This window comes from Flavobacterium sp. CF136, assembly GCF_000282055.1.
Classification (GTDB): domain Bacteria; phylum Bacteroidota; class Bacteroidia; order Flavobacteriales; family Flavobacteriaceae; genus Flavobacterium.
Window position 1 is genome coordinate 56,359 of the sequence record NZ_AKJZ01000017.1, and the last position, 20,888, is coordinate 77,246.

Here is a 20,888-nt window from a genome sequence, read left to right on the forward strand (position 1 = left end):
CTTTTGAATTGTTTAAGGGTTTTTGATGTAGGTTGAATTCTATATTTCAGGGCATTTTTTTTCTAATTCTTTATAAACTTAAATGTTTGATTGTTATCTGTAGACAAAATATATAAGCCATGACTTAAATTGGATACATCAACAGACTGAATATTTTCGGCATTTTTGATAGTTTTAACCGTTTTTCCTGTACTGTCACTAATGATTAAAGATTTGATGGCAGCATCAGAACTAATATTCAAATCATTTTGAACAGGATTTGGATAAAATACTACTTTATTATTGTTGCTTTCAAATTTTTCATTAGCTAAAGTTATGCTGGCTCCAATAAAACTAATATCGTCAATATAAAACGTATCAGTGCTTTTTCCTAAATCGAGATTAAGTCTTGTTGAAGCATTTTTTGCAGCAAAACTATATGATATTTTTTGCCAGGTTGTTCCAATAGTTGTATTGGAACCATAATTTGCATCTGATGAAGGTGTCGTTGTAGTTGAAAAACGTACAGTATTTCCACCTGTAACTGCTTTAATCCACATGCTTGCAGTATAAGTTCTTCCTACTACCAAAGTCATTACATCACTAACCAATTGTACATTGTATTCTGCTGCACCTGTAGAAATTGCTTTTAATCCTCTTACGCCACCATGAATTTCTACTGCTTCAGCAGTCAGATTAGCTGCTCCATTATATTTTGACCAGTTCGTAAATGTATCACCGGTCCCTGCCTCAAGGTTACCATTCAAAATGAAATCTGAAGAAGATGAAGTTGATAAATCATACATAGCAACATCATCTACGTAAAAAGTATCAGTTCCTTTTCCTAAATCTAAATTGATTTTTGTGCTTGTTGCAGTGGCCGTAAAGGTTAGGATACAAGTTTTCCATCCGGTTGTAACAGTAAAAGCTGAGCCATAAACAGCAGTTCCACCTGATGTTGAAAGGCGTACAGTATTTCCTCCGGCGACTCCTTTAATCCACATGCTAACTTCATAACTGGTTCCAATAACAGTTGTCATAGCATCACTTTGAAGCTGTACATTGTATTCATTAGCTCCAGTAGAAATAGCTTTCAGGGCTCTTAATCCACCATGTATGTTTACAGTTTCTGCAGTTAAATTTGCTGCCCCATTGGTTTTGGTCCAATTTGTAAAGACGTCTCCGGTTCCTGCTTCAAAATTTCCATTGACAATTAAGTTTTGTGCATTTAATGAAGATGAAATGCCACTTACGGTTAAAAATAAAAAAAGTAATTTTTTAATCATGGTTTAAGTTTTTAATTGGTTGATAATTAATAAAGTTTTTTAAAACAATCGATTGTGTAAACAAGTAATAATTTTAACAAAAATAGGATTTTTTTTCATTTAACAAATAAATTTTAAATATTAATAATCAGATAGTTGTGAAGTATTTCTAAATCAGTAGGTTTTAAAACAACCGTTTGTGTATTTTTGTTCAAAAGTACTATATTATTTAGCTGTGTTTTTAATCTATTGTGAACTGAAGCAGGGTTAAAATAAAAAGAGCTGCAACTTTAAAGTTGCAGCTCTTTTAAGATTATAGTTTATAATTAGAATTTCACATACAAGATTTTAGAAATCAAATATATGTTGGTTGATTTATTGTTCTAAATTTTCCAAATCCTCTTTCTTTGCTTTTTTCTTTTCAAAAGTCAAAACCAAAGCCGGTAAAACCAATAAGTTGGCAAACATGGCAAAAGCCAAAGTGCAGGAAATTAATCCCCCCAACGCAATTGTTCCGCTAAAACTGGAAAGCGTAAAAGTGGCAAAGCCTAAAATCAATACTACCGAAGTATAAAAAGTACTGATTCCGGTTTCTCTCAAAGCGCTAAAAACGGATTTTTTTATCTTTCCATTGCTTTGCAGTAAATCATGTCGATATTTCGCCATAAATTGGATCGCATTATCTACCGAGATTCCGAACGCAATACTGAATACCAAAATCGTTGACGGCTTCAAAGGAATTCCAAAATACCCCATTAATCCGGATGTGATGCAAAGCGGTAAGATATTCGTAATTACAGATGCCATTACCATTTTAAAAGATCTGAACAAATACAACATAAGCCCGGCAATAACTAAAATTGCAAAAATTAACGACTCAATTAAATTACCAACTAAATAGGATGTCCCTTTCTGGAAAACTAATGCTTTTCCGGTTAGCGTAACTTCATAACGGTCTTTTGGAAAAATTTCATCAATTTTAGAATGCAGTTTTTTCTCGACTTTTGCCATTTTATCAGTTCCGATATCTCTCATAAAAGTTGTGATTCGGGCGTATTGTCCCGTCGAATCTACATAGGCTTTCATTAAATTATCCTTGCTGTTTTTTGTGGCATTTTTGGCATAACTCAAAATAAAGGCTTGCTCTTGTGAAGTTGGCAATTGATAATATTCAGGTTTTCCGTTATAGAAAGCCTGTTTCGAATATTTTACCAGATTTACTATAGAAACCGGTTTTGATAATTCAGGCATTGAAGCAATCGTGTTTTGCAATTCATCCATTTTACGCATCGTCGATAATTTCATGACACCTTTTTTACGTTTGGTGTCAATCATAATTTCGAGAGGCATCACACCATTAAATTCTTTTTCGTAAAATAAAATATCTTTATAAAACGAAGCGCTTTTGGGCATTTCACCAATCAGACTTCCGGAAACTTTCATTTGCGAAACTCCGATAACGCTAAAAACCAAAAGCAAACCGTAAATAGTATAGATTACTTTTCGTTTGTTTTTTACAATATTTTCGACCCAATCCAACAAAGTCGAAATATAGGTTTTGGTTAAGTGATACAAATGTTTCTCTTTTGGCAATGGCATAAAACTGTACACAATAGGTACGATTACCAAAGTCAGTAAATAAACTGAAATTACATTGATAGAGGTCACCAAACCAAATTCAAAAAGCAAATCATTACCCGTAATCATAAAGGTAGCGAAACCAATAGCAGTAGTCAGGTTCGTCATCAGGGTCGCTACCCCGATTTTAGAAATAATACGCTGCAATGCTTTTGCCTGATTGTTGTGAAGCTTGATTTCCTGTTGGTATTTATTAATCAGGAAAATACAATTCGTGATTCCGATTACAATAATCAGTGGAGGAATAATAGCTGTTAAAATGGTGATTTTGTAATGAAATAATCCCAGGGTTCCGAATGACCACATTACGCCAACAATTAAAATGCAAATCGAAATAAAGGTAGCTCTGAACGAACGGAAAAAGAAGAAGAAAATCAAGGAAACGATCAATAAGGCACCACCTATAAAAAGACCAATTTCGCCTTTCATATCCTGTGCATTTATGGTTCTGATATACGGCATTCCGGAAACCTTAAGATCAACACCGGTCGTTTTTTCGAATTTCTCGATTTTCGGAACCAGGTTCTCAATGATAAATGTTTTTCTCTCTGCGGTATTAACCAAATCTTTGTTGATGTAAACAGCAGAACGAACACTTCCGCTTTCTTTATTAAACAGTAATCCTTCATAAAAAGGCAAGTTGTTGAATAAATCGTGCTGAATTTCTTTTAAATAAGCCGGATCGATTGTTTTTTCCTGATCAATAAACGGAGTAAGGACAAATTTTTCGTTAACGGTATCTTTTTCTAATTTTTTTAAATCATTTAGGGAAACCACCAGATCTACTTCTTTAGACTTTTTAAGGCTGGTCATCAATTCATTCCAGGCAGCATAATTTTTTGGCGTAAAAAAGTTAGGGTCTTTAAAACCAATTACAACCAAATTCCCTTCTTCACCAAACTTATCCAGGAAATTTTGATACTGTTTATTTGCAATATGATTTTTAGGAAGCAGATTGGCTTCAGTATAGGACATAGAAAGATTCTTCCATTGAAAAGCAAGGAAAACGGTTAAGGCAACAAGAATAATTAATATCGTTATTCTGTTTTTAAGTATGATCCGGGCTATTTTTTCCCAAAACCCAACTTGGATGGTGTTTTTCATAAATTCTGTAAAATGGTGCAAATGTAGTGAAAAGTGCTATAAATCATAAACAAAGACCTTTGTTTTTGCGATTTGTTAACATTAATTAACAGACTAATTTTTAGTATATTTATATGTTTTGTATAATTCTCCATTAGCTTTTCTCATATTTGTACTTAATTTAAAAGCGGAAAGAAAATGAACTGGATTTTATTAGTTATTGCCGGACTTTTTGAGGTTGGTTTTGCATCATGTTTAGGTAAAGCAAAAGAAACATCAGGAATTGCATCTACATATTGGATGGCTGGTTTTTTTGTTTGCCTTTCAATTAGTATGATTTTGTTGTATAAAGCGACGCAGACTCTGCCAATTGGTACTGCTTATGCTGTTTGGACAGGAATTGGTGCCGTTGGAACAGTCTTGATAGGTATTTTTATTTTTAAAGAACCGGCAACTTTCTGGAGAATATTTTTTCTTTCAACTTTAATTGCTTCAATTATCGGGTTGAAGTTTGTTTCAAGTCATTAAAAAATAGAAGACTGATTACGCAGATGAAACAGATTTTCGCTGATTATTAATTTGTAATCTTTTAATCATTTTTTGAATAGTAATAAAAAATTTGAATAAATAATAAAACAACAATGCAAGAAAACAACACCATCACTATTATTTTTCTGGCAATTCTTTTATTGCTAATTGTTATCATTTGCTTTATAATGTATCAATTGATGCAGGCAAAAAAAGCGAAAGAGGATGCCGAAAAGAGTTTTTATGCACTTGAAATGAAAGTGAACGATTTACAATTGGAAACCTTAGAGTCCAAACTGAATCCGCATCTTTTTAAGAATATCCTAAATTCGATTCAGTCGCATGCATATCAGACTTATTTTGCTTTAGATAAACTGGCGAATGTCCTGGATTATATTTTATATGAAAGCAAGAAAAAATTTGTCACTGCCAAAGAAGAAATTGATTTTGCACTGAATTTAATTGAGATCAATAAAATCAAAATCAGCCCGCTTTTTGAATTGAAGATAAAAACCAATATTAATTACGAAGATAAATTATATGAACAGCCTTTGCTGGCACCGTTAATTTCTATTGATTTAATTGAAAATGCCTTTAAACATGCTGATCTCCAGAGTGCAGATGCTTTTATTTCGGTTGTTTTTGAGTTTAAGGACAATACTTTTTTCATGACGGTTTCGAATAAAATATCGGATAAAAAGGTTCTTAAAAAAGAAAGAAGCGGTTTTGGCCATGCGACTTTAGAACATCGCTTGCGAATCATTTATAAAAATAATTTCAAACTCGATAATTTCGTAGAAAACGATATTTATATAGCTCATCTAAAAATAAATTTACTTGAATACAAAACTGAAATGCTTGCTGCTGGACGATGAGTTGCCTGGATTAATGTACCTAAAAATGCTTTGTGAACAAATTCCTGAAGTAGAAATAATAAAAACGTTTAATAATCCTGAGAGACTCCTTGCCGAAATTCCGGATCTCGATTTTGATTTATTAATTTCAGATATCGAAATGCCTGGAATTGACGGTTTGCATTTAGCAGAAACGCTGCAGGACAAATTAATTATTTTTTGTACAGCTTATAAAGAATATGCAGCTGATGCATTTAATATCGATGCTGTAGATTATATCACAAAACCGGTAAAATTAGAACGTTTGCAAAAAGCAATTTCAAAGGCTTTTGAACGATTTCATAAACCGGATACTGCCAGAAAATTTATTCAGTTAAATACAGATAAAGGAAAAACCTTATTGTATTTTAATGAGATTCAGTACATCAAAACCGCTGTTAGCGACAGTCGTGATAAAACCGTACTTCTTACTGATGGCAGTTTTCTGAATTTGAAGAATGTGAAATTTGATACACTTTTGAAAGAATTACCGGAAGCCGATTTTTGCCGCATAAACAAAAAAGAAATTGTGGCTGTAAAAGCAATTAAATTTTTTAATCATAACGAAATTGTTTTGCATCATTTAGAAAAAAATGAGAAAAACAGCACCTTAATTTTGAGTGAAACCTATCGTTCTGACTTTTTGAAAAAAGTTAAGGTTTAAAATGTTTTTTATTTATAAGGATAAAAAAATATTATGTGTCAGGCTGAGCGGAGTCGAAGCCCCTTTTTGTAATGCAAGCCTTCGACTAAGTTTATCCTGAGCGAAGCCGAATGGACTCAGGATGACAACTTTTTCTTAAAGGATAATCTAACTTATTACAAAGTTTTTCAGACTTGTTACATAGATTGAAAATTAGGTTTGAATTTACTTTTTCGCTTAAAAATCAGTTTGGATATTTGCCCCAATAAATTTAAAAAATGAGTTATGAATAATTTTAAAAACTCCTTGTTTTACATTACTGTTATTGGTGGTTTCACAGCTCTGATATATTGGGTAATTTCAAAAGGCGCTGTACTTGAAGTGGGGCGGGGTATTGTTCAGAAAAAAATAGAAGGCAATCATTGGAATGATTTTCTTCATTCAATGGTCGAAAACTTACAACATCCATTAGCCATTTTATTAGCGCAGATTGTAACTATTATTTTAGTTGCGCGTTTGTTTGGATGGTTTTTTAGAAAAATAGGACAGCCTTCGGTAATAGGTGAAATGATTGCCGGTATTGTATTAGGACCGTCTTTGGTCGGAATGTATTTTCCTGAATTTTCAGCCGCTTTATTTCCAAAAGAATCTTTAGGGAACTTACAATTTTTGAGTCAGATAGGTTTAATACTTTTCATGTTCGTTATCGGTATGGAATTAGATTTGAAAGTTCTTAAAAATAAAGCACACGAATCCGTAGTTATCAGTCACGCCAGTATTGTTATTCCGTTTGCTTTAGGATTGACTCTGGCCTATTTCGTTTATGGTACTTTTGCGCCGGAAGGAGTTGCTTTTTCTTCCTTCGGATTATTTATGGGTATTGCGATGAGTATTACGGCTTTTCCGGTTTTGGCCAGAATTGTTCAGGAACGCGGTATGCAGAAAACAAAACTCGGAACAATTGCCATCACTTGTGCCGCGGCCGATGATATTACGGCCTGGTGTATTCTGGCGGTTGTAATTGCTATTGTAAAAGCGGGTTCGCTGGCGAGTTCATTATATGTTATTGGTTTGGCTATTTTGTATGTTATTATCATGCTAAAAATAGTTCGCCCGTTCCTGAAACGTGTGGGAGATTTAAATTCGACTCGTGAAAGTCTGAACAAACCTGTTGTTGCAATTTTCTTTTTAACGCTTTTATTTTCTGCCTATGCTGCTGAGTTAATTGGAATTCATGCTTTGTTTGGAGCTTTTCTTGCTGGAGCAATTATGCCGGAAAATAATAAATTCAGAAATATATTTATCGAAAAAGTCGAAGACGTTTCCATAATTGTCTTATTGCCATTATTCTTTGTATTTACAGGTTTACGTACGCAGATTGGTTTGTTAAACGATCCGTATTTATGGAAAGTTACCGGAGTAATTATTGCAGTTGCGGTAACCGGGAAATTCTTTGGGAGTGCTTTGGCAGCTAAATTTGTCGGACAAAGCTGGAAAGATAGTCTGGCAATTGGAGCGTTAATGAATACTCGTGGTTTAATGGAACTTGTAGTTCTGAATATCGGATATGATCTGGGTGTTTTGTCTACAGAGATTTTTACAATGATGGTAATAATGGCTTTGGTAACCACTTTTATGACTGGACCGGCTTTAGATTTTATCGGCTTTATTTTTAAGGAAAAGATCACAGCTATTCCACAGGAAATTGGAAACAAAAGCAAATACAAGATTTTACTTTCGTTTGCTACACCTGAAAAAGGGAAGAAGTTATTGAAAATTGCAAATAGCTTAGTCAAAAAACAAGGAGACAATTCAATCGTAACAGCGATGCATCTTTCCTTAAGTACCGAAATACATTCGTTTGATGTAAAAGACCATGAGCGTAAAATGCTGGTGCCGATTATTGAAGAATCTGAACGGTTGAACCAAAATATGGTCAGCGTTTTTAAAGTAACGAATGATATTGATACAGATATTATTGATATGGCTAACCAGGGAGAGTACGATTTATTATTGGTAGGGCTGGGACAGTCTATTTTTGACGGAACTTTGCTTGGGAAAATACTTGGTTTTACAACCAGAATTGTAAATCCGGATCGTTTGATAGATAAGTTTACAGGAAAAGAAGGTTTGTTCGAAAACTCGCCATTTGATGAAAGAACACGTCATATTATAGCGAAGAGTAAAATGCCTGTCGGAATTTTTATCGATAAGGATTTAGAAGAAGTCAATCAGGTTTTTATGCCGGTTTTTAGTAAGGAAGATGCTTTTCTAATTGACTATGCTAAAAAATTAATCAATAATAATGGTTCTCAAATTACTGTTTTGGATGCAAGCGGCGAAGTAAAAAGCACTCGTGATATTCAGGAAACAATACGTTCCATTGAACAGATTGCTCCAAATCATATCATGATTATGCACGACAGAACAATTAAAAAAGAGTTTTTAGAAAGTCAGAACCTAATGATTATAAGCCTTGACAGTTGGAAAAAGCTGATAGAATCACAAAGCACATGGCTGAATAATACGCCTTCGGTTTTGATTTTGAAACCGTAGAGAGTTTTAAATTCCAAAATTTGAAATCCCAAATCCCAATTTTTAAAGATTGGAATTTGGGATTTGTTTTTTGATATTTTTTGCATTGCAATTTCGACGAAAGGAGAAATCACACACGCTTACACAAAGTAAAATCTCCACGTCGCGGATTATTGGATGCGATTTCTCCTTTCGTCGAAATTGACAAATAGGCTTACAATCCTAAATCCAAAACATACGATATTTTAACCGCAATATTATCCTCAAATTTCGGTAACTGATTTGGCCCATAACGATAAAATCCGCCCAGGCCGAGACCTTTATAGATTTTGTTTAACTCAATTCCGGATTCAAAATAACCTTTGTCTAAAGTTTTGTACATTGGTCCAACGTGTTGTTCCGGGTTTTTCATACTTCCCCATGCCATTCTTGTCACAAGCACTAATGAAGGACGAACTTTTCTCAGTAACTTAATTCGGTCAAAACCATGTTTAATCTGAAAGAATGCATATTGACTGGAAAAGAACTCATTGAAATACATGGTTTCAAAACTGTTTCTCCCGGAAAAAGTAATACGCTGAACAATTGTTTCTTTAGTCAGGTTATTAGGTGCAGTGCTGTATAAATGAGTAATAGGAACATCGCCCATTGCATAACCTCCCTGCAATAATAAACTTGTTTTTTGTCCGTTCAGGTATTTTTTTTCATACTCTGTTTTAAAATCTATCTTTCCAAAAGTAAAATCGTTTCCTAAAACATTTGGCAGTGATTGCGTGTATTGAAAAGTAAACCTCGGAAACCTTTTATCAGATTCGGTTCTGCCGGTTGGGGTTTGCATAAAATCACTAAATGGGGCCCACACAATCGAAAGCATTGCTGTGGTCATGATGTAACTCGAATATAATTTTCCGTTTAAATTAAAAAGATAGTCAAATTTGGGCGTAATATCATTTCGGGATAATTCCAGAACAGCCTCGGTTTTAGGAATGATTTTAGTTTGAAGATTGGCTCTCCAACTAATGTATTCGTAAAAAGTGCTGATGTTAATCGGGCGCGGATCATAAATTTTAAAAACACGTTTGTCGACTGCGAAAACGGTACTTGCAATTTCCCGAATGTCATCGGTATAATATCCATTCAGCCAGGTATTGGTGTATTTATCCAGTAAAACCCCTGAACCTATACTGTATTTCGTAACGCCATCTTTTGTACCGTAAGCGCCATAACCTTCTATTCTGAAATTTTTAGAAAACCGGTCATTTGTAATTCCGCCAAGACCTAATCTAAAACCTTCGTAGTTATTGTAGCTTATTATTTTCTTTAAATCAAGATCAACCGGACCAATAGGGAAGTAACCATTAATGATTTTTCGGCCAGATCCCAGTCGCTTTTCTATTCTTCTATCCAATGAAAGACTGTCTAGTAAAAGATATGTTTTTTCGCTTTTTAAATCGAGACTGTCTTTTCGGTATTTATTCCAAAAGGTTTCAGGTTTGTTGCTGGCATCGTCTTTAATTTCAATATAAAGAGATGGATTTTTTATTGGAGTATTCGTGTTGTAATGAATATCAAAATTGTTGCTTTCAGAAAGTAAATAAGTAAAATCTGAGGCTACTTTTTTTCGTGATTCAAAGTTTTCACCTTCATCTGCATCAAACTGAATGGTTCCGCCTAAGATTTTTATGTCTTCTTTGTTTTTTCCTTTTACAATTTTGAATGTGGTATTACTCTGAAACCATAATTTTTCATTCGGAACATATTCAAATTCATGTATGCCGCTGATATCTAAAACGGCTTTTATTCGCATTACAGCTTTGGCAACAGCAAAATTTTCCTGATCGATATATAAAACACCTTCCAGGCCATTTGATTTTCTTCTTTTTTTGTTTTTGAAATAAATCATATAGGTATTTCGACCTTTGATGGCAACAGTATCAAGAAGTTTGTAATTATAATCGGAAAGTGCATTGTTCGCAATTGGGCTTTCATGTTTCGTTTCGAATAATTCATAATTCGAATCGTAAACAGAAATAGATTGTAAATTGAAAGCTATGATTTCATAGACAGGCTGCTTGAAACCGGCCATTTTGGTACCCAGAATCGTTTCTTTCAGTTTGTTATTTCCAAATTGATATTGTGATAATTTCTCCGTTTGAAATAAATGTTGTTTACTGATTATCTCTTTAAATTTATAATCAGATGAATCAATATTTATTCGTTTTTTATTAAAGTCTTTATAAACAGCCGATGAGTCAATTCTGCCATCAATAGAATCAGGATTGGCAGTAACAATAAGTTTGTTGTATGTTTTATAATCAAAACTATTTAGCTTTTTTTGCGGATTGTTATTGTTTTTATTGGCAATAACTTTCCTTATAATGGCTAAGGCAGGATTTTCATTAGAAATAAGAACTTCTTTTAAATTATCTGTTTTTTCAGAAAGAGAAACCGGATAATATTTTTTATTTTCTGTTACAGCAATAACTCTGGTATTGAAACCTATATAAGAAACTGTAAAAGAAGTAATCTTTGATTTGGATGAAAGTATAAATTTCCCATCTACATCAGTAATAGTATTGTTGTTGTCTGAAGTCGTAATCGTAGCAAACGGAAGTGGTTTGTTTTTCGAGTCGTTTACAATTCCGTTTATTTGAAATTGCGCTTGTATAGTAAGCGTAAAAAACAAAGTTAATAAACAGAATAGCTTCATACGGAGTATTATAGTTTCAAAAACGAAAAGAATGTGATTTTGGTATGCAAAAATAAGAATAAAAAAATCCGTCCAGTACAATTTTACTAAACGGATTTTTAATTTATGTTAAATTAATTACACTTTCATAATTTCGGCCTCTTTAGCGGCCAGTAATTCATCAATTTTTTTGATGTACGTATTTGTTAAGTTTTGAACTTCTTCTTCAGCTGATTTGCAAACATCTTCAGAAGTTCCTTCCTTTTCTAATTTTTTAATTTCAGTATTAGCATCTTTACGTACGTTACGAACACCAATTTTTGCATCTTCCGCTTCAGATTTTGCTTGTTTTGCGAGGTCTCTACGACGCTCTTCTGTCAAAGGCGGAACACTGATAATGATAACGTCTCCGTTATTCATTGGGTTGAAACCAATATTGGCAACCATGATTGCTTTTTCGATAGTTTGAAGCATGTTTTTTTCAAACGGCTGCAAAGTGATTGTCCGGGCATCCGGAACGCTGATTTTTGACACTTGCGAAAGAGGTGTTGCTGATCCGTAATAATCTACAAAAACACTTCCAAGCATTGCCGGTGAAGCTTTTCCTGCGCGAATGTTAAGAAATTCTTTCTCTAAATGCGCAATCGAACCATTCATTGATTCTTCAGTACTATCTAATATAAATTCTATTTCTTCAGTCATTTCTTTTTTAGTTTTCAGTTTTCATTCTCAGTTTTCAGTTCAGGTCTGCAATTGCGACTGTAAACGGTCACTGATGACTATATATTAACTACAGTTCCTATGTTTTCTCCTTCACAGATTTTCAATAAATTTCCAATTTTGTTCATATCAAAAACAACGATTGGTAATTTGTTTTCCTGACTTAAAGTAAAGGCTGTTGTATCCATTACATTTAATCCTTTTTTAAGCACATCATCAAATGAGATGAAGTCAAATTTTATGGCCGAAGCATTTTTCTCAGGATCACAGTCATAGACACCATCAACGCGTGTCCCTTTTAAAATAACATCTGCATTAATTTCGATTCCTCTTAAAACGGCTGCAGTGTCAGTAGTAAAATATGGATTTCCGGTTCCGGCGCCAAAAATTACAATTCTTCCTTTTTCAAGATGACGATCTGCTCTTCTTTTGATATAAGGTTCCGCAATAGATTCCATTTTTAGCGCTGTTTGAAGACGGGTTTTCATTCCTTTATCTTCAAGGGCACCCTGCAAAGCCATACCATTAATTACAGTAGCAAGCATTCCCATATAATCGCCTTGTACTCTATCCATACCGGCACTTGCACCAGCAACGCCCCTAAAAATATTTCCTCCTCCAATAACAATAGCAATTTCTACTCCTTTACTGTGAATTTGCTTAATTTCTTCAGCATATTCGGCTAATCTTTTAGGGTCAATTCCGTATTGTAAATCACCCATCAAGGCCTCGCCGCTAAGTTTTAGAAGAATTCTTTTATATTTCATGTGTGTTGCGTTAATTTGTGCAAATATAGACATATTCTGTTTTTTTAAAATAATGTTTTTAAAAATTAATTGCTCTTTTCTGTTTAAATTTATGGATGATTTTAGTCTTCATTTTTTTGGATGTGATAAAAGTCATTTTCTCTCTTTTTTAAAATTGCTAAATTTATAGGATTCAAAACGAAACAAATATGAAAAGTATTGTAGCCAAAGCATTATTCAATAGTTATTCTTATTCTGAATATCGAAAATTAGTTACCGATTTATTGTCCGAAGGAAAATCAACAGGTAACGAACAATCCGAAAATCTCACGCATTATACAAGTCTGAATGAAGCCCGAATGAATCGTCTCGAGAAAACTATTAAAATTTCTGAGAATATTATTGATAAACTGCAAAAATTAGACAACCATTATATTTGGCTGGTAATTTCTGAAGGATGGTGTGGAGATGCGGCGCAAATACTTCCCATCATCAATAAAATGGCTTTAGAGTCAAATAAAAAGATCGATCTCCGAATTGTTTTCCGTGATGCAAACGATGAATTAATGAGCCATTATTTAACAAATGGAGGAAGAGCAATCCCGAAAGTTATTGTGATTTGTAAAGAAGCCGGAATTGTTCGTGCAGATTGGGGTCCGAGACCAAAAGGGGCTACCGAATTAATGGCGGATTATAGAAAAGAATTTGGTGTTATTGATGAAAAAATTAAAACCGATTTACAATTGTGGTATTTGGCCGACAAAGGAATTTCGGTTCAGGAAGAATTACTTGAGATTATGGAAAATATCAAATATAATCGATTGTGATTTTTTGTAATGGGACTTAAATTACTTAAAATTTTGTTAATTAATTGATAATAAACGTTATACGATTTAAAAAGGTGTGAAAATATTTTGTTTTAAAATAAATATTTTTATCTTTGTAAGATGAATCCCACTTCTATCATTTGTGATGTACTATTTATGGTGACTGTTTAATTATCTAACCATTAAAAAATGCACTATTATGAAAAATTTATTTGAAAAGTTTTATGATTTTTTTTCGAGATTATTGTTTGGGGGTAAAAATATACCTCATTATTAAAAAACAAAGATATTGAATAGAGATATACTTTAATTTAGGAGTGTAGGCACATTACTATTGTTTTTTGCGTAATGTGCTTTTTTATTTTATTCCTTTTAAATTGATAAAAATATCAAAAAGCCAATTTGCAATTATACTTTTTGGCTACTAAAACGAATTTGGATTTAGGAAAAATTAGTTCAGATTTTGGGAAATATCAAGCTTGATTAATTGTGATTTTTTTGGTTTTCATAATTTTTTTAGGAGAATGACTTCCGTGAAAAGCTCTTAAAACCTGAATTTGAGTTTCAGTTATTCTGTAAATTATCAGATAGGAACCTAAAATAATATTTCGGTATTTTTTAGTTTTGGTCTTCAGATGCCGACATTCTGGGTGCAGAAGATAATCTATAGTTAAACAATCTAAATTAGAATAGATTTCAGTAATAAAATTATCAGCAAGTCTTATTCCGAAAGTTTCCGTTCCATATTCATGAATTGAAGGTAAGTCGACAAAATCAAAAAGACTAGAAGTTACTACTTCTTTCTTTGTGATCTCCATTCTTCAAAATGTTTTTTCGACTCTTCTAAAGTATAAAAAGTTCCCTCTTCAGCGTCCTTGATTATTGAAACGAATTTTTTTTGAGACATTGATTTCCCTGGTTTCGCAAGATTGTCGGAGTTGTTTTTCTTAGTCTTCATAATAGTAAAGTTAACTAAAAATTTTGAAAATGAGTTTGTTGTGAATTAATTATTCCTTTTTCAAATTCAAACTTTCTTCGAACAAAGTAATATCAATTGCATCTTTCACATCGTAATCGCCAATTTTGGTTCGTCGTAAAACAGTTAAATGTGAGCCTGAATTCATTGCTTTTCCAAAATCAAATGCTAACGAACGAATATAAGTTCCTTTGCTGCAAATTACTCTAAAGTCAATTTCCGGTAATGCAACTCTCGTAATTTCAAATTCGTGAATCGTAGTTTTTCTGCTTTCAATTTCGATAGTTTCTCCTGCACGCGCATGTTCATACAAACGAACACCATCTTTTTTAATCGCCGAAAAAATAGGCGGTTTTTGATCTATCTCGCCTAAAAACTGTTTTACCGTTTCGTGAATCAAAGTTTCATCGATATGTTCCGTTGGAAAAGTCTGATCGATTTCTGTCTCTAAATCATAAGATGGAGTAGTGGCTCCGATATAAAAAGTTCCGGTGTATTCTTTGGCCTGACCCTGCAATTCCGAAATTCTTTTGGTGAATTTTCCGGTGCAGATTAATAATAATCCGGTAGCTAAAGGGTCTAAAGTTCCTGCATGACCAATTTTGAACTTTTTTGGAAGTCCAACTTTATTAATTAAAAGATATTTTAATTTATTGACTGCTTGAAACGAACTCCATTTTAAAGGTTTGTCTATCAATAAAACCTGTCCGTTTAAATATTCTTCAGGCGTCATTATATAATTGTAAGGGGATGAATGAAAAAGTGAATCACCAATAAAATGATTCCGGTGATTATTCGGTAATAACCAAAAACTGTAAAACCATTTTTAGTTAAAAATCCAATGAAAGTTTTAATAGCCAAAAGTGCTATAATAAAAGCGACTACGTTTCCGATAACCAATAAATTAACCTGATCGTGAGATAACTCAAATCCGGCTTTATAATAATCATAACATTTTTTTACGGTTGCACCCAACATTGTCGGAACAGCCAAAAAGAATGAAAATTCAGCAGCAGTAGTTCTTGATAGTTTTTGAGACATACCGCCCACAATACTGGCACCGCTCCTGGAAACTCCGGGAATCATGGCAATACACTGAAATAATCCAATCTTAAAAGCTTGTAAGTAAGTGATTTCCTGAGAAGTTTCGGCAGTATTTGGTTTATTGAACCATTCGTCAACTTTCAATAAAATCAATCCTCCAATTAAAAGTGAAATTGCAACCGTAACGGGATTTTCAAGTAAACCATCAATGAAATCACTTAGCAATAATCCTAAAACTACAGCAGGAATAAAAGCAACTATAAGTTTGAAGTAAAAGTCAAGCGTCTGAAAGAAACGTTTGAAATATAAAACGACTACGGAAAGTATCGCGCCAAGCTGAATAACAATCGTAAAAAGTTTAGTAAAATCGTCGTGTGCAATTCCAAAAAAAGAAGAGGCAATAATCATGTGGCCAGTTGAAGAAACAGGTAAAAATTCTGTTATTCCTTCAATTATGGCAAGAACGATAGCTTGTAATGTATTCATGGAGGGCTTTAGATTTTAGATTTCAGATTTTAAATTGCTGTGCCCCTTGACTTCGCTTAGGGTTACAAAAAAAATCTACAAAATCTATTTATTTGGATTTTTTGAAAATAGAATAAATCGTGATTCCAAAACCAATTAAAACGGTAGTTGGTGCCAGGCGAATACGTCTGAAACTAAAAACATCTTCACTGAAAATTTTCGGATTATCACTTCCTCCACCAGACATTAAAATAAATCCCAGTGCAATTACTGCAATCCCTATCAAAAGAATTTTGTAGTTGATGCTGTCAAAAAGGAACTCCTGTTTTTGTTGTGGTTCTTCTGTGTTATTATTGTTTTTCATTTTGTCATTGCGAGGAACGAAGTAATTTCATTCCGATATTTTAAAGTTTTTAATCAAAAATCATAAATCGTTAATCAGCAATCTAAAATTAATAAAGATCGTCAGTTCTTAAATTCAGGAAACGTTGTGTTGCAAAGTGTGTGCTTACCCAGGTAATTAAAACACCTAATCCGAAAACGGCTAATAATACTAATCCGATTAATATTTTGTCTTCTAAAATTCCTAATCCAGGGAAATTGGTTTCTACATACAGTAAAAGTGCAATTAAAGCAATAATGGCTAATCCGGCACCTAACATTCCTAATTTCACACTGCGTAAAACAAAAGGTTTACGGATAAAAGCTTTTGTTGCACCAACCATCTGCATGGTTTTAATGATGAAACGATTTGAATGTATGGATAATCGTAATGAACTATTGATTAATAAAACAGCAATTATAGTAAGGAAACCAGTGATGATTAATATCCACATACTAACTTTTTTGATATTGTCGTTTACCAGATTTACCAGTTGTTTGTCATAAACAATATCTGAAATCATAGTGTTTTTGCGTAATTTGTTTTCAATTATTGAAATACTGTCCCTTTCAACATAATCAGCTTTTAAATGAATGTCGTAAGAATTCAATAACGGATTTTCGCCTAAAAAAGTCAGGAAATCTTCTCCAATAATATCAGTGTGCTCTTTTGCAGCCTTTTCTTTGGTAACATAAACAAACGATCTTGCATACGGAGCTCTTTTCAATTCGGTATTGAATGCTTTTATAACACTATCATTAGCTTCATTTTTAAAGAAAACCGTCATTGCGATTTTTTCCTTAAAATCATTGGCCAGTTTTTTAGAATTTATAATGAATAATCCCAGCACTCCCAAAAGGAATAATACCAGAAAAACACTTAATACAACCGAAAAATAAGAAGAAATTAACCTGCGTTTTTGAAATTTATCAAAGTTCGAACTCATAGTATGCTTAAATTATGTGGTAAAAATAATAAAGAATTTCTTTATTTGAAGTTAATAACGGTCAAAGTTTTAACTTTCGTACAATAAATATACAATTAGATATTTAATAGAAAGTGTATTTAATCGTAAAGTCCGCAAAGTTTTATGCTAAAGGAGTTAACTTATTTCGCGTCTTTGCGAGATTAAATAGAAACAACTTTACGAACCTTACATAAAACTTTGCGGACTTTGCGGTTAAATTTTCGTTTCCCAAACCAACGACAAATAATATAATCCTCCAATTGATGGTCCTCCAAGAATAGAAGTGTATGGTTTATTCAGAATATTAGTTCCGCCTAATTTCGCTGTAATTCCCTTTTTGAAATTATAATTTACCTGAGCATCCATTGACCAGTATGCAGGAACATTGCCGCTGACTAAAAAAGAAACATAATCAAAATTGTTTTGGTAATGCGCTGTTATGCTCGCACCAAGATTTTGCCAGATATTATTTGCCATTAAAGTTCCATTGATATTGAATTCAGGTGTGTTGAAACCGTCTTCTAAACCGTCTTTATCATCTGTTCGGTCGAGTTTGGTGTAAGTGACATTTGTTAAAGCAGTAAAAGTTTGATCCAATCGATATTTTAAACCTAGACTTCCTCCATAATTATAAATTTTACTTTTTGAATTGGTCCACAAACGATATCTGTTTTGGGTTGCTTTAGAAAACAAAGCAGTTGGTATAAGGGCAGGGTCGCTAGTATTCGGGATACTTGCTTCGACCTGGGCGATAAAATTTTTATACGAGTTGTAATAGAAATCGGCATCTATAAACAGCGCTTTATTTAGTGCAATTCCTCTAAAACCAAATTCAAATGATTTTACAAATTCAGGTTTTAGATACGTATATGGGTTTTTCTGAATTGTATTTTTATTCTTTTCAATAGCTTGTGCCTGAGTTAGCCCAAGTGTATTTACATCACTGTTTACCTGCGACTGAAATTGATCTATCGATGCTTTGGTATATGAATTTTCAAAAATACCGTCAGACATAATGCGTAAACCGCCAACACGTTTTACACCTCCGGAATTCACATTAGAGAAACCTTCAAAAATACTCGGGAAACGATAGCCGTTTTGGTAGGATGCCCTGAAACTAATTGCTTCTTTTGGAGTATAAACTGCCGTAAACTGAGGTGTAAATTTAGTGTCAAAATAATCGGCTTTATCAACTCTTAAAGTAGCGCCTAAGCTTAGTTTGTCATTAAATAAAGTTTTTGTCAATTGTGTAAATCCACCTGTTTTTTGATAAGTCAAATTTCCGGAAGCACTTTCGGGATTGATAAAATAATTTCCGTCAGGTACAATTATATAGGTTCTGTAATCGAACCCACTTAATAATTTAGCATCTATTTTTTCGAAGAAAGTAGAAAAAGCTTTATCCCAATTGAACAAACCTTCTGCATGAACCAAGGACGATTTTACTCGCAAAGCCGCACCAATATCCCAATTATTAATATCAGTTAATTCATTTTTCTTAGCTTCATAAGCAGCTGTTCCGGGTTCAAAACGTCCATGATCAGATGTTGTTCTGGCTATTTTATGTGCATCGGCAATTGTGGCTCCGTTAGTTATGGCATTTTTATAAGCGGTGCTGTAATCCGCAAACCATTGATTGTCTGATTTGTAAGCGCGATCCATGTTTTCGGCTAATGAACGCATATTATAAGAGTTTCCGGTATTTTCGGTAGTTAAATATCCCTTCACCTGAAAAATTGGAGTATGGTAATCAACGGCAAATTGATTTAAGGTATAATCGTCCAGTCTAAACCGATTCGAACGCTGATAAATGGTATTGATCAATGCCGTTTTATAAGTTACAGCCAGTTCGTTTCCTTTTTTTGGACGGAAATAAAAACCAACATCAGCTTTGTAATTTTTAATGTCATAATCTGAAATATCAGTTTCTCGATAACCTGTTCTTGCAACAACATAATTTTTGCCGTTTAAATTCAGTGTTTTTCTGTTTGCCGATTCGTTTCCGTAACCATTAACTTCGTCATAAGCCGGATTATCTGAGCCATACAAGCTGGTTGACGCATTGGCGTTTGGAGCCAGATCAGTTCGGCCATCGGCAACCCAATCTGTTCCTCCTGTTGTGGAAGCATTTATTTTGAGCGCCAATTTTTCACTGAATGCTTTTGCGAATCTCAAATTAAACTGCGAATATACTTTCGGTGAAAACCGATCGTTGTTTCCAATATGATTTACACCCGTCAATTGCTGAATGCTGATGCCTTGATGTTCAAAAGGGTTTTTAGTCTGAATATTTGCCAAACCGTTAATGGCGTTCATTCCGTATAAAGCGGCAGCCGTTCCCGGAATAATTTCTATTTTATCAATATCAAGATCGTTCGCTCCTAAGGCATTGGCAATTGGCGCACCTAAATGCGGAGCCTGATTATCGATTCCGTCTACTAATTGTGCAAACCTAACATTGGTTGTGTTTGCAAAACCTCTTGTGTTTATTACTTTAAACCCTAAACTTGGCGTTATTATCTGAACACCTTTTACATTTTCGAGTGCTTCAAAAATACTTGGTGAACCCATATTTTTTGCTTCCTCCGATTTTAATTGCTCAATACTTATGGGAGAATGCATCAAATTTTCTGAACGGCGGGATGCCGTGATTACAATTTCATTCAGGACTTCCTTTTTAATACTGTCCTGATTTATTTTTGAATTTTCTGTTTGTGAAAAGCATTTAAAACTTATAAAAAGCAGAAAGAAATAGATTTTTATTTTCATAAATGTAAATTTGATTTCAGTATGTTTTAAAATGCATACTGAAGGTTGTTAAAACTGGTTTTGGTTATTTAATTTTTTTTAATCCATTTGATGTAATTGATTTAAACTTACTTCTTGCAACTTTCAGCTTCGTTCAGGATAAACTTGCATGGGAAGGGCTTCGACTCCGCTCAGCCTGACACCTTAGTCTTTAATGAAATTCAGTGTGTTTTATAATGAATAGTGTTTTTCAAATTTTTAGAATTTCAGATTTTGAGTTTCTTTTTGAGCAAAATCCTTAATACGTTTTTCGACTTCATAAAAAATTGCAATGGCTTTTTCTCCTGCTTCGGTTAGTTTTGCACCGCCGCCGCCTTTTCCGCCAAGAAGTTTTTCAACCACGGGCTTTTCAGCACGCTGATTCATTTCTTCCACTAGTTGCCAGGCCTGACGATACGCCATTTTCATTTCTTTTGCAGCATTGGTGATAGAACCTGTTTTCTTGATATTTTCAAGCAGCCAGATTTTTCCAATGCCTAAAAATGGTCCTTCAGCTTCCTGAATCCAAAGTCTTACTTCAATAGAATATTTTTTATTGCTTTCCATTTTTATCATTTTAAAAACGATACTAAAATAATCTTTTTAAACCCAGTGGGTGTCATTCCTAAAAGTTTAATTTAACACACTTCGACTCCGCTCAGTGCAGGCTAGAAACATAGATTTTATGTGTAAAAAGAATATAATAAAGAAATATATTTCT

18 protein-coding genes are annotated in these 20,888 nt (G+C 33.4%); 5 read left to right on the forward strand and 13 right to left on the reverse strand.

Annotated elements, in window-relative coordinates; translation table 11 throughout:
• Window positions 1–62 precede the first annotated feature (62 nt).
• The gene (locus PMI10_RS07710) at window positions 63–1,265 is read right to left on the reverse strand and encodes a carbohydrate binding domain-containing protein (protein WP_007806379.1); all 1,203 of its coding nucleotides are present in this window, start codon (window positions 1,263–1,265) and stop codon (window positions 63–65) included.
• Window positions 1,266–1,619: 354 nt separating this feature from the next.
• Window positions 1,620–3,986, reverse strand: coding sequence for an efflux RND transporter permease subunit (locus PMI10_RS07715; protein ID WP_007806381.1), 2,367 nt, complete (start codon window positions 3,984–3,986; stop codon window positions 1,620–1,622).
• Window positions 3,987–4,163: 177 nt separating this feature from the next.
• Between PMI10_RS07715 and PMI10_RS07720 the strand changes: the two genes are divergently transcribed.
• From PMI10_RS07720 to PMI10_RS07735, 4 genes are all read left to right on the forward strand, one after another.
• Window positions 4,164–4,493, forward strand: a complete 330-nt coding sequence (locus tag PMI10_RS07720) for a DMT family transporter (RefSeq protein ID WP_007806383.1) — start codon at window positions 4,164–4,166, stop codon at window positions 4,491–4,493.
• Between the two features lie 113 nt (window positions 4,494–4,606).
• Window positions 4,607–5,368 carry a sensor histidine kinase gene (locus tag PMI10_RS07725; RefSeq protein WP_035631550.1) on the forward strand — a complete coding sequence of 254 codons (762 nt, stop codon included), beginning with the start codon at window positions 4,607–4,609 and terminating at the stop codon, window positions 5,366–5,368.
• Window positions 5,331–6,050 carry a LytR/AlgR family response regulator transcription factor gene (locus tag PMI10_RS07730; RefSeq protein ID WP_007806386.1) on the forward strand — a complete coding sequence of 240 codons (720 nt, stop codon included), beginning with the start codon at window positions 5,331–5,333 and terminating at the stop codon, window positions 6,048–6,050. The genes PMI10_RS07725 and PMI10_RS07730 overlap by 38 nt, the downstream gene beginning before the upstream one ends.
• A 264-nt stretch (window positions 6,051–6,314) precedes the next feature.
• Complete coding sequence (locus PMI10_RS07735; protein WP_007806388.1) at window positions 6,315–8,585, forward strand: cation:proton antiporter; 2,271 nt, start codon at window positions 6,315–6,317, stop codon at window positions 8,583–8,585.
• A gap of 193 nt (window positions 8,586–8,778) precedes the next feature.
• Here the strand turns inward: PMI10_RS07735 and PMI10_RS07740 are convergent, their stop codons facing one another.
• The 3 genes from PMI10_RS07740 to pyrH all read right to left on the reverse strand — a co-directional run bounded on the left by PMI10_RS07740 (window position 8,779) and on the right by pyrH (window position 12,740).
• Window positions 8,779–11,274, reverse strand: a complete 2,496-nt coding sequence (locus PMI10_RS07740) for a DUF5686 family protein (RefSeq protein ID WP_007806390.1) — start codon at window positions 11,272–11,274, stop codon at window positions 8,779–8,781.
• Window positions 11,275–11,391: 117 nt separating this feature from the next.
• The gene (gene frr / locus PMI10_RS07745; RefSeq protein WP_007806392.1) at window positions 11,392–11,955 is read right to left on the reverse strand and encodes a ribosome recycling factor; all 564 of its coding nucleotides are present in this window, start codon (window positions 11,953–11,955) and stop codon (window positions 11,392–11,394) included.
• A gap of 77 nt (window positions 11,956–12,032) precedes the next feature.
• Window positions 12,033–12,740, reverse strand: a complete 708-nt coding sequence (pyrH, locus tag PMI10_RS07750; RefSeq protein ID WP_035631551.1) for a UMP kinase — start codon at window positions 12,738–12,740, stop codon at window positions 12,033–12,035.
• Between the two features lie 188 nt (window positions 12,741–12,928).
• On the opposite strand from pyrH, the gene PMI10_RS07755 reads away from it, so the two are divergent.
• The gene (locus tag PMI10_RS07755; protein ID WP_007806396.1) at window positions 12,929–13,546 is read left to right on the forward strand and encodes a thioredoxin family protein; all 618 of its coding nucleotides are present in this window, start codon (window positions 12,929–12,931) and stop codon (window positions 13,544–13,546) included.
• 473 nt (window positions 13,547–14,019) lie between these two features.
• On the opposite strand, the gene PMI10_RS07760 is transcribed toward PMI10_RS07755, so the two are convergent.
• From PMI10_RS07760 to PMI10_RS07790, 8 genes are all read right to left on the reverse strand, one after another.
• Window positions 14,020–14,364, reverse strand: a complete 345-nt coding sequence (locus PMI10_RS07760) for a type II toxin-antitoxin system RelE/ParE family toxin (RefSeq protein ID WP_007806398.1) — start codon at window positions 14,362–14,364, stop codon at window positions 14,020–14,022.
• Window positions 14,340–14,504: a hypothetical protein gene (locus PMI10_RS22170; protein WP_007806400.1), complete on the reverse strand. Its 165-nt coding sequence runs from the start codon at window positions 14,502–14,504 to the stop codon at window positions 14,340–14,342. Before PMI10_RS22170 ends, PMI10_RS07760 begins: the two co-directional genes overlap by 25 nt.
• 49 nt (window positions 14,505–14,553) lie before the next feature.
• The gene (truB, locus tag PMI10_RS07765; RefSeq protein ID WP_007806402.1) at window positions 14,554–15,255 is read right to left on the reverse strand and encodes a tRNA pseudouridine(55) synthase TruB; all 702 of its coding nucleotides are present in this window, start codon (window positions 15,253–15,255) and stop codon (window positions 14,554–14,556) included.
• On the reverse strand, window positions 15,255–16,052 hold the full coding sequence (locus tag PMI10_RS07770; RefSeq protein WP_007806403.1) for an undecaprenyl-diphosphate phosphatase: 798 nt from the start codon (window positions 16,050–16,052) through the stop codon (window positions 15,255–15,257). The genes truB and PMI10_RS07770 overlap by 1 nt, the downstream gene beginning before the upstream one ends.
• Before the next feature lie 88 nt (window positions 16,053–16,140).
• Window positions 16,141–16,395, reverse strand: a complete 255-nt coding sequence (locus tag PMI10_RS07775) for a DUF3098 domain-containing protein (protein ID WP_007806406.1) — start codon at window positions 16,393–16,395, stop codon at window positions 16,141–16,143.
• An 88-nt stretch (window positions 16,396–16,483) separates the two neighbouring features.
• Window positions 16,484–17,359, reverse strand: a complete 876-nt coding sequence (locus PMI10_RS07780) for a cell division protein FtsX (protein WP_007806408.1) — start codon at window positions 17,357–17,359, stop codon at window positions 16,484–16,486.
• Between the two features lie 234 nt (window positions 17,360–17,593).
• A complete protein-coding gene (locus PMI10_RS07785) occupies window positions 17,594–20,149 on the reverse strand; it encodes a TonB-dependent receptor (protein ID WP_007806410.1) in 2,556 nt (851 codons plus the stop codon).
• 237 nt (window positions 20,150–20,386) lie between these two features.
• Complete coding sequence (locus PMI10_RS07790) at window positions 20,387–20,734, reverse strand: winged helix-turn-helix domain-containing protein (RefSeq protein WP_007806412.1); 348 nt, start codon at window positions 20,732–20,734, stop codon at window positions 20,387–20,389.
• Window positions 20,735–20,888 lie beyond the last annotated feature (154 nt).

Excerpts from the sequence above, each read along its gene's own strand:
- PMI10_RS07710 (WP_007806379.1), bottom strand. The coding sequence starts at position 1,265 with ATGATTAAAAAATTACTTTTTTTATTTTTAACCGTAAGTGGCATTTCA.
- PMI10_RS07715 (WP_007806381.1), bottom strand. The coding sequence starts at position 3,986 with ATGAAAAACACCATCCAAGTTGGGTTTTGGGAAAAAATAGCCCGGATC.
- PMI10_RS07720 (WP_007806383.1), top strand. The coding sequence starts at position 4,164 with ATGAACTGGATTTTATTAGTTATTGCCGGACTTTTTGAGGTTGGTTTT.
- PMI10_RS07725 (WP_035631550.1), top strand. The coding sequence starts at position 4,607 with ATGCAAGAAAACAACACCATCACTATTATTTTTCTGGCAATTCTTTTA.
- PMI10_RS07735 (WP_007806388.1), top strand. The coding sequence starts at position 6,315 with ATGAATAATTTTAAAAACTCCTTGTTTTACATTACTGTTATTGGTGGT.
- PMI10_RS07740 (WP_007806390.1), bottom strand. The coding sequence starts at position 11,274 with ATGAAGCTATTCTGTTTATTAACTTTGTTTTTTACGCTTACTATACAA.
- frr (WP_007806392.1), bottom strand. The coding sequence starts at position 11,955 with ATGACTGAAGAAATAGAATTTATATTAGATAGTACTGAAGAATCAATG.
- pyrH (WP_035631551.1), bottom strand. The coding sequence starts at position 12,740 with ATGAAATATAAAAGAATTCTTCTAAAACTTAGCGGCGAGGCCTTGATG.
- PMI10_RS07755 (WP_007806396.1), top strand. The coding sequence starts at position 12,929 with ATGAAAAGTATTGTAGCCAAAGCATTATTCAATAGTTATTCTTATTCT.
- PMI10_RS07760 (WP_007806398.1), bottom strand. The coding sequence starts at position 14,364 with ATGGAGATCACAAAGAAAGAAGTAGTAACTTCTAGTCTTTTTGATTTT.
- PMI10_RS22170 (WP_007806400.1), bottom strand. The coding sequence starts at position 14,504 with ATGAAGACTAAGAAAAACAACTCCGACAATCTTGCGAAACCAGGGAAA.
- truB (WP_007806402.1), bottom strand. The coding sequence starts at position 15,255 with ATGACGCCTGAAGAATATTTAAACGGACAGGTTTTATTGATAGACAAA.
- PMI10_RS07770 (WP_007806403.1), bottom strand. The coding sequence starts at position 16,052 with ATGAATACATTACAAGCTATCGTTCTTGCCATAATTGAAGGAATAACA.
- PMI10_RS07775 (WP_007806406.1), bottom strand. The coding sequence starts at position 16,395 with ATGAAAAACAATAATAACACAGAAGAACCACAACAAAAACAGGAGTTC.
- PMI10_RS07780 (WP_007806408.1), bottom strand. The coding sequence starts at position 17,359 with ATGAGTTCGAACTTTGATAAATTTCAAAAACGCAGGTTAATTTCTTCT.
- PMI10_RS07785 (WP_007806410.1), bottom strand. The coding sequence starts at position 20,149 with ATGAAAATAAAAATCTATTTCTTTCTGCTTTTTATAAGTTTTAAATGC.
- PMI10_RS07790 (WP_007806412.1), bottom strand. The coding sequence starts at position 20,734 with ATGGAAAGCAATAAAAAATATTCTATTGAAGTAAGACTTTGGATTCAG.